The sequence below is a fragment of the Corynebacterium sp. 122RC1 genome, assembly GCF_024580955.1.
GTDB classification, from domain to species: Bacteria; Actinomycetota; Actinomycetes; order Mycobacteriales; family Mycobacteriaceae; genus Corynebacterium; species Corynebacterium kozikiae.
The window spans coordinates 1-7882 of the sequence record NZ_JANIKD010000036.1 but is presented as its reverse complement, the minus strand read 5'-3'; the positions used below and the strand labels follow the sequence as shown (position 1 = coordinate 7882).

The window sequence follows — 7882 nt, the reverse complement described above, 5'->3', positions numbered from 1 at the left end:
CCTATTGTGTTGGTCGATAGGAAGCGTTGGTCGACATCCCAAAGTCGATATCACGCCAATTTCCCCAAAATCCGCCGCCCTTTCGACCAACGCAACGGCCTATCGACTTTTAGATGTCGACCAACGCCAAAACAGCCCAAAACCCAACCCCAAAACCCAACCCCACTTCCCAACCTCACCGCAACGCCCGGCGCACAGATCACAGAACGAAGAGCCACCCAAGAAGGCAACAACCCCCACGCGGTTGGAAGTTCAGTTGTTGCCTGATCTATCCTTGGAAGCATGCACAATTCGCTGGTAGAGCTCGCACAACAAGCCCCTCTGTGTTCTGATCCTGCGATGGTTCGGGGGATTCTTGCGGAGTCGCAAGACCTTGCGCGAAATGCCATTGACCACAATGAAAGCCCTCATGAGCTCGTGGCGTGGTACTCCCAGCTTGTCACGGACGTCCTGCACTCCGAGGGTGTTCGCAGCCTCACCAACGGCGCAGACATTGTGCTCACCGGCCCAGTTGGCCGCGGTGACGCACTCCCCTCTTCCCCCATCAAGTGGCTCACCGTAGGCGATTCCGGCACCAGCAGCGCACCACTCACGGCTCTCCTCCAGGACATCGGTTTGAACACCGAGGAGACTCCGTTTGGTGCGCAGGCGCTCACCAAGCAGCAGTGGGAGGAGCGGATCGCGGAAGCTGATGGCGCCGGGTTGGCAATTTTTGCCGACGCCGGAACCTGGTTCCTTCGCGCCGTCTTGGACCGCGGCGACCACGCCGCACTGCTCACTGAGGCGCGCCGCTACGAGCTTCCGGCAGTCCAGACCAAGGACGGGCTGCCTATCCAGGATGTTCCGGTGAACATTCGGCAGGACTTGCTCTACCCCATCATTGCTATTGCTCGTTGGGCGTCGGTGGCGGCCGGCTCAGAGGCCACCTCCACGCCCGAGCGCGTGGAAGCCGCAACCAAGGGTGGGGTGCTCAACGAGGCGCAAGCCTCGGATCTTTTGCAAGCCTGGGACGCAGGACTGCAGTTGCAGTTCCGACGCTTTGCGGACCGCGTGCATACCAGCTACACCACCGCCGCATACCTGCTACCCATCCAGCGCAGCACTTTTGGTGCGGCAGCACGGATGGTGTCTGGCGTGATGCGTTCGCTTGGGTAGCGCCTGCAGTTGTATAGTTATTAGTTCGATGATTGTTTTGGCCACCACCCCTTTGGGGTAACGCTTGGCCAATCCACCAGGAGAAAGGGAGTTCATGGCTGGAGGAGCAGTCGGGCGTCCCCGTAAGAACAGCCCACGCCGCCGCGGCAGCACCGCGCGTGAGGAGATCCTCGACGCATCCGCGGAGCTATTCACCCGGCAGGGCTTTGCCACCACGTCCACGCACCAAATTGCAGATGCGGTGGGCATTCGCCAGGCGTCGCTGTACTACCACTTCCCCTCCAAGACGGAAATCTTCCTCACGTTGTTGAGCTCCACCATGGAGCCATCGACGCAGCTCGCGGACCTCTTCGGTGAAAGCTCGGACTCCCCTGAGCTGCGCCTTTGGGCACTCACTGCCTCCGAGGCGCGCCTGTTGCTATCCACGCGGTGGAACGTCGGCAGGCTGTACCAGCTCCCCACTGCCGCAAGCGAGGACTTCGCTGCCTACCATGAGCAGCGCGCGAACCTGCGGCAGATCTTCAAAGACATCGCCTCGGAAATCGTGGGTGCGGACGATCCTCGCGCTGACCTGCCGTTCCACATCGCGCTCAGTGTGGTGGAAATGCGCCCCAACGATGGCGTCGCCCCCTTCCCCCTCAAAGAGGACTCCCTGCCAACGCTTGCGATCATGCTTGCCGACGCCGCCCTCGCCGTACTCGGCGCCGCCCTGCCAGCAGACAGGGTGGCACGCACGCTAGAGCTGATTAACTCTCTGGAGAAATAGCCGCTGCCCGGTCCAGCACCCGCTGGGCTTGGGTGATCAGAGGGGCGTCGATCATCTCACCATCTAGCTTGAACGCACCGGGGTGCTTGGTGGCTTCCTCGGCTACCCGCTGCGCCCATTCGAGTTGCGCAGCATCCGGGGCATATGCCTTGCGCACAGTATCCACCTGGGCGGGGTGGATGCAGGCGGATGCTACAAAACCGCTGCGGCAGGCGTCGATGCATTCGATGTGCATGCCCTCCGGGTCGCGGAAGTCCGCATACACAGCGTCAATGGCAAATTTGCCCGCGGCAGCGGCGTGGATGAGCATCATCGAGCGCACCAAGCTCATTGTTGCGCGATATGGGCCCGGGCTGGGTTCGTCGGGAAGCCTGCGTGAGTGCGTACCGCCGAGCCCAACGGTGAGGTCTTCCGCACCCCAGAACAGCGCCACGACGCTAGGGTGTTGTGCGATGCGCTCCATGGCCACCACGGCTTGCGGGGTTTCGATCATGGCGATGACCTCGAGTCCGTCGAGCTCCGCCGGCACCTCGGAGTAGATTTTTGGCACCATGACCTGGGTGTATTCGGTGGTGCGCACAAAGGCAACGTCTTGGGCGAAGTTGGGGTCGGTGGGGCCGACGGTGCGCACGATGGTGCGTTTAGGGTCGAGGCCGCTGTTGCGGATGTTGGCGTAGGCGGCTTCGCGGTCTATGTCGCCGGCACCGTCCTCGAGGTCGAGGATTACCATGTCCGCCTTCTGCGCGGCCTTGGGGATGATTTCTGGGCGGCCCGCGGGCGCGAACAGGATTGCTGGTCCGTAAATCTTCATGAGGCTAAATCTAGTCAAGGCAGCCGCTCGCGCGCACACATTTCGCTGCCAATGGAAAAGGGCCCCTGCCCGCCTGTGGGAAGGAGCCCTGCCGCTAATCCGCTTAGTGCGCGAAGTGCCGTGCACCGGTGAGGTACATGGTCACACCTGCTGCGTTTGCGGCCTCGATCACTTCGGCGTCGCGGATGGAACCGCCGGGCTGCACTACAGCGGTGACCCCGGCGTCGGCAAGCACCTGGAAGCCGTCAGCGAAGGGGAAGAAGGCGTCCGACGCGGCCACGGCTCCCTTGGCTCGCTGCTCCTCGCCGGCCAGGGTGTTGGCACGTTCCACGGCGAGTTTTGCGGCGTCCACGCGGTTGACCTGGCCCATGCCCACGCCCACGGTTGCGCCGTTCTTAGTGAGCAGGATGGCGTTGGACTTCACGGCACGCACCGCGCGCCATGCAAATTCCAGCTCGGCGAGCTGCTCAGCGGAAGCGGCTTCACCGGCAACGAGCTGCCAGTTTGCTGGGGAATCGCCCTCAGCGTTGATGAGGTCGCGCTCTTGGACCAACAAGCCACCAGAGATTTCGCGGCGCTCGAGCACCTGCTGGGTCGGGGCGTCTGCCTGAAGCACGCGGATGTTCTTCTTCTGGGAGAGGATTTCCACCGCGCCATCTTCATAGCCTGGGGCGATGATGACCTCGGTGAAGATTTCCGCAACCTGCTGCGCCATCTCCACGGATACTTCCCTGTTGGAGGCAATCACGCCGCCGAATGCGGAGACGGGGTCGCAGGCGTGCGCGGTGCGGTGGGCTTCTGCGATGGAGGTGTCAGACACCGCGATGCCACAGGGGTTGGCGTGCTTGATGATTGCAACGCAGGGGCGCTCGTGGTCCCATGCGGCGCGCCAGGCGGCGTCGGAATCGGTGTAGTTGTTGTAGCTCATCTCCTTGCCGTGGAGCTGCTGCGCCCCGGCCAGGCCGGTGCCATCGGAGTACAGTGCTGCTGCCTGGTGTGGGTTTTCGCCGTAGCGTAGCACGCCTGCACGGTTGTAGGAGCTGCCGATCCACTCTGGGAACTGGGCATCCTGCTTGGCGTTTTCACTGGTCTGGGCGATTTGCTCACCCATCCAGGTAGCCACTGCAACGTCGTATGCTGCGGTGTGGCGGTATGCATCCACTGCCAGCGCTGTGCGCTGCGCGCGCGTGAAACCGCCTTCGCTGAGGGCCTTGGCGACGTCGTTGTAGCGCGCTGGGTCCACGACCACTGCCACGGAGGGGTGATTCTTCGCGGCGGCGCGGACCATGGATGGCCCGCCGATGTCGATTTGTTCCACGCAGGCGTCGAAGTCTGCGCCGGAGGCGACGGTTGCCTCGAATGGGTAGAGGTTCACCACTACGAGCTGGAAAGGTTCGATCTCGAGCTCCTCGAGCTGCGCCAGGTGATCCTCTTTGCGGGTGTCCGCGAGGATGCCTGCGTGCACGCGTGGGTGCAGGGTTTTGACGCGGCCTTCAAGGCACTCGGGGAAGCCGGTGAGGTTTTCCACGGGAATGACGTTGATTCCGAGCTCAGCAATCTTTGCTGCAGTGGATCCAGTGGACACAATCTCCACGCCGGCCTGATCCAGCGCACGGGCCAAATCTTCCAAACCGGACTTGTCATAGACGCTGATCAGGGCGCGCTTGATTGCTTTGCGGTCTTCACTCATTGGTGATTGAAACCTCTCCTTGTAGGTTGTCCGCCCCCATGACCACGGTGGCGGTTGTGTTGTCCGCCCCCATGACCACGGTGGCGGTGTTGAGAACTTCTACGATGAGCTTGCGCTCAACCTTTTTGATGCGTTCGTGCAGCTCTGCTTCGGTATCCCCGGGCAGGACGCGGACGGGTTCCTGGGCGATGATCTCTCCAGTGTCTACGCCTGCATCCACAAAATGCACTGTGCTGCCGGTGACTTTCACCCCGTAGGCAAGGGCATCCCTGACACCGTGGGCACCGGGAAAGCTCGGGAGTAGCGCCGGGTGGGTGTTGATGATGCGCCCACCGAACACATCGAGGAAGGGGGCACCCAGGATACGCATGAAGCCCGCGGAAACTACGAGGTCTGGGGTGTATCCAGCCACGGCGTCGGCGAGCTTTTTGTTCCAGATAGTGCGGTCTTGTTCCGCGGCGAATTCCACGATTTGGGTGGGTACGCCTGCGCGGGTTGCCCGCTCGTTGGCGGGGCAGGCGACGTCCGTCACAACCGCCTGCACTTGGTATGCACCTTGATTGTCCAGGATCGCTTGGAGCAGCGTCCCTGACCCCGAGGCCATCACAACAACCCGCAACTGAGTTTTAGTTCCTTCCACTCGCTCCATGTTATGCGCTCGTGCCTTATGAGAAAACTCCCCCAGCCAACAACTTGCGCAGCCATTTTCACATGAGCAACAGAAGATTACTCCTTATATATAAGGTCACTTTTCTTTCGGGGTATTTTCGGAAGCATCTTCGGGTTCTTCTTCAGCCTCTTCCAGGAGCGTACCGACGTCCCCAGCATCCTGCCCTTCCGCAGACTCCACGGGAGAAGCAGGCTGCTCTGGGGTTTCTGGAACTTCTTCGAATTCGGCTTCTTCTGCCTTGTCGGAATCTTCGGGATCTTCGGGATCTTCGGCGCCGTCAGTGCCCTCGGCTTCATCGGCTTCATCGGCTTCATCGGCGCCATCAGCGTCATCAGCCTCCTCTGGCTCATCAGCCTCCACGGGCCCCTCAGCCTCCACGGCTACAGTCTCCGCAGCATCCGCAATCTCCGCCGACTCCGCTGCAGTCTCCGCGCCGTCCTCAACCTCGGGTTCCACCGCTGCTTGCGCTGCTTCTTCCGCCGGCGCAACTACCGTGTCCTCTGCCGCCAGGCTCTCGTTTTCGCCGCGGCGGTCGCCGCGGCCACGCTGTTGCAGCATCCGAACACCTGCAGCTGCGGCGAGCACGTAGCCAACCCACACAAACGCAAACAAAGGGGTCAGCCATAGATTTGGACCGAACTCGCCGTACACACCCAGATTGCCTCCGGCGGCGATGACGAGCAGCAACATAATCAATGCCGCAATACCGGCCTGCGTGAGGCTACCCAGGAATCCCCAGTGCTTGCCCACTTCACCCGCCTCACCCGAGCCTCCGGCACGGTACACTCGCCACACCAAAACACCCAGCACAACCACCAGCAGCGCCGGTGCCCACGCCGCCGCCGAGCTCGGAATGCCGGCGAGGATCGGCAGCGGCGGCAGGTTCACCATGTTCACACCAAACAGGGAGACACCGCCGGCCCCCAGGTAGACCTCGGAACCAAACAAAACCGCAAGCGCACCGACGGCCACGTTAGGCAGATACAGCACACTCAAACCCCAAGCACCGGCGGTCCCCCATTGCGTAAAGGTGGACGTGGACGCCTGTACCTGCTGCCAGTGCACAGCCAAACTCACGGCATACACCGCCAAGCTCACCGCAAGGAGCAGGCCAACGCTGATGGCTGCCGCCTTGGCAGCGTCGATAATCCACAGCGCAACTCCGAACTTCCGCGCCAGCGCCTTCCACAATCGCACTCCCATGCCCGCAATGAGCACGGTGGCGTGAAGCAGCAGGGTCATGCCAATCGCGCGGCCGAGGTGTGGTTCGGTGAGGTCGTAGACCACGGAAGCGTCGAGAAGCATGCCCCACATGACCAACGTCACAATGAGTGGCACGCCCAGGGTCAGCACCGCCAGAACCGCAAGATCCGCCAGCGACACCCGCTCCTTCACCGCCCGGTAGATGCGGCGCGAAAATCCCCACACCATGAGAAGCGCAGGCAGCATCGGCAACACACCGATTTGCTGGCCTCGGCCATGGACGTCGATGAGCTGGAAAACCATCCATGCTTCCGCAGTTCCCGCCGCCAGCGCCGCCATCGACGTAGCCGTGGACATCAGCGCAATCAGCGCAAAGGCAATGCTCAGCAGCAAGATCAAGGCATTGTTGAGCAGCACCACCGGAGCAAAACGACGCAGCCGCGTGCGCAAGGTGGGCAAGGCCTCCACAGGTTGCGGCTCGGGGGCCTGGGGCTCCTGCTTACGGACGACGGCAACCGGACGCGACTTCCCCTCCGGGACCGCGCCGGCCGGGCGTGTGCGGGGTCGGCGAGTGCGTTGAGAACTCATGGGTTCAACTCTGCCACGAAGTGTTAGCCAACCGTGGTTCATCCTTGTGGTTTAGCCCGCCGGTTCTGTGGGGTTTTGGAACAAACTAAAATTATTTTTCGATTCGCTTGCTCAAATCGTTACAAACCATTACTGTTGGCTCCGGTAGATAACAACTTGGTTACGGAATGTAACAAAACGGGAAGTAGGCCTTCAATGGAGCAGTCGCGGCGCGTAGCCGGTGGAAAGCACCGCAAGCAGTCCACCTCTCAGATCAAAAGCCGCGTTGCTTTTGTTGCCGTTGCAACCGGAGCTGTGTCCACCGCCGGCGCAACCGGCGTAGCACTCGCACACACCGCGAACACCAACACCTCCGAGATCGCACTGGCAAACGATCAAGTTGCACCGATCACCCCAGAGGCAGCCCCACAGATTCTGCCAATCAACGAGTTCAAGCCATTCGCTGGCATCAACGAGCAGCTCGTGAAGGCCCAGGAGCTGGCAACTCAGCTCACCGAGGCCGACCAAAAGGCACGCACCGTCAAGGTGAGCGTGGCGCGCCCTGCAGAAGGTGCCTTCACCTCCGGTTACGGCCCTCGTTGGGGTTCGTTCCACGCTGGCATTGACATTGCCAACTCCATTGGCACTCCAATTTACGCGGTAATGGCCGGCGAGGTTATCGACTCCGGCCCAGCCTCCGGCTACGGTAACTGGATCCGCATCCGCCACGACGACGGCACCATCACCGTCTACGGCCACATGGAAACCCTCGCCGTCAGCGTTGGCGAGCGCGTTGAGGCAGGCCAAAACATCGCAGGCATGGGCAACCGTGGCTTCTCCACCGGTTCTCACCTCCACTTCCAGGTGCACCCCGGCGGCCAAGGCGCAGTGGACCCAGTCCCATGGCTCGCAGAGCGCGGCATCGTTATCGCCTAATAAGCGTTTGGGCTTTGGCTTCCCGTCCCAGCTCCTTTTTTGGAGCTGGGTTTTTTGTTGGGCGGGTTGGTGTGGGGGTTTGGG

Annotated in this window: 7 protein-coding genes; 3 read left to right on the top strand and 4 right to left on the bottom strand. The window is 61.8% G+C overall.

Annotation, left to right across the window (positions count from 1 at the left end; all coding sequences use genetic code 11):
• The first annotated feature begins 282 nt into the window (after positions 1-282).
• Both NQ050_RS10800 and NQ050_RS10795 read left to right on the top strand, forming a co-directional pair.
• The gene (locus NQ050_RS10800) at positions 283-1155 is read left to right on the top strand and encodes a putative nucleotidyltransferase substrate binding domain-containing protein (protein ID WP_257039353.1); all 873 of its coding nucleotides are present in this window, start codon (positions 283-285) and stop codon (positions 1153-1155) included.
• Positions 1156-1249: 94 nt separating this feature from the next.
• Positions 1250-1921, top strand: coding sequence for a TetR/AcrR family transcriptional regulator (locus tag NQ050_RS10795; protein ID WP_257039352.1), 672 nt, complete (start codon positions 1250-1252; stop codon positions 1919-1921).
• Here the strand turns inward: NQ050_RS10795 and NQ050_RS10790 are convergent.
• The 4 genes from NQ050_RS10790 to NQ050_RS10775 all read right to left on the bottom strand — a co-directional run bounded on the left by NQ050_RS10790 (position 1902) and on the right by NQ050_RS10775 (position 6883).
• Positions 1902-2732 carry a CoA ester lyase gene (locus NQ050_RS10790; RefSeq protein ID WP_257039351.1) on the bottom strand — a complete coding sequence of 277 codons (831 nt, stop codon included), beginning with the start codon at positions 2730-2732 and terminating at the stop codon, positions 1902-1904. The two genes, NQ050_RS10795 and NQ050_RS10790, sit on opposite strands and share 20 nt — an antisense overlap.
• Before the next feature lie 103 nt (positions 2733-2835).
• Positions 2836-4422, bottom strand: coding sequence for a bifunctional phosphoribosylaminoimidazolecarboxamide formyltransferase/IMP cyclohydrolase (gene purH / locus NQ050_RS10785; protein WP_257039350.1), 1587 nt, complete (start codon positions 4420-4422; stop codon positions 2836-2838).
• Positions 4415-5071, bottom strand: coding sequence for a phosphoribosylglycinamide formyltransferase (purN, locus tag NQ050_RS10780; RefSeq protein WP_373566729.1), 657 nt, complete (start codon positions 5069-5071; stop codon positions 4415-4417). Before purN ends, purH begins: the two co-directional genes overlap by 8 nt.
• A gap of 96 nt (positions 5072-5167) precedes the next feature.
• Entirely contained in the window at positions 5168-6883 is a 1716-nt protein-coding gene (locus NQ050_RS10775; protein ID WP_257039349.1) for a DUF6350 family protein, read from the bottom strand.
• A 195-nt stretch (positions 6884-7078) separates the two neighbouring features.
• Here NQ050_RS10775 and NQ050_RS10770 point away from each other — a divergent pair, with 195 nt between their 5' ends.
• The gene (locus NQ050_RS10770; protein ID WP_257039348.1) at positions 7079-7798 is read left to right on the top strand and encodes a M23 family metallopeptidase; all 720 of its coding nucleotides are present in this window, start codon (positions 7079-7081) and stop codon (positions 7796-7798) included.
• Positions 7799-7882 lie beyond the last annotated feature (84 nt).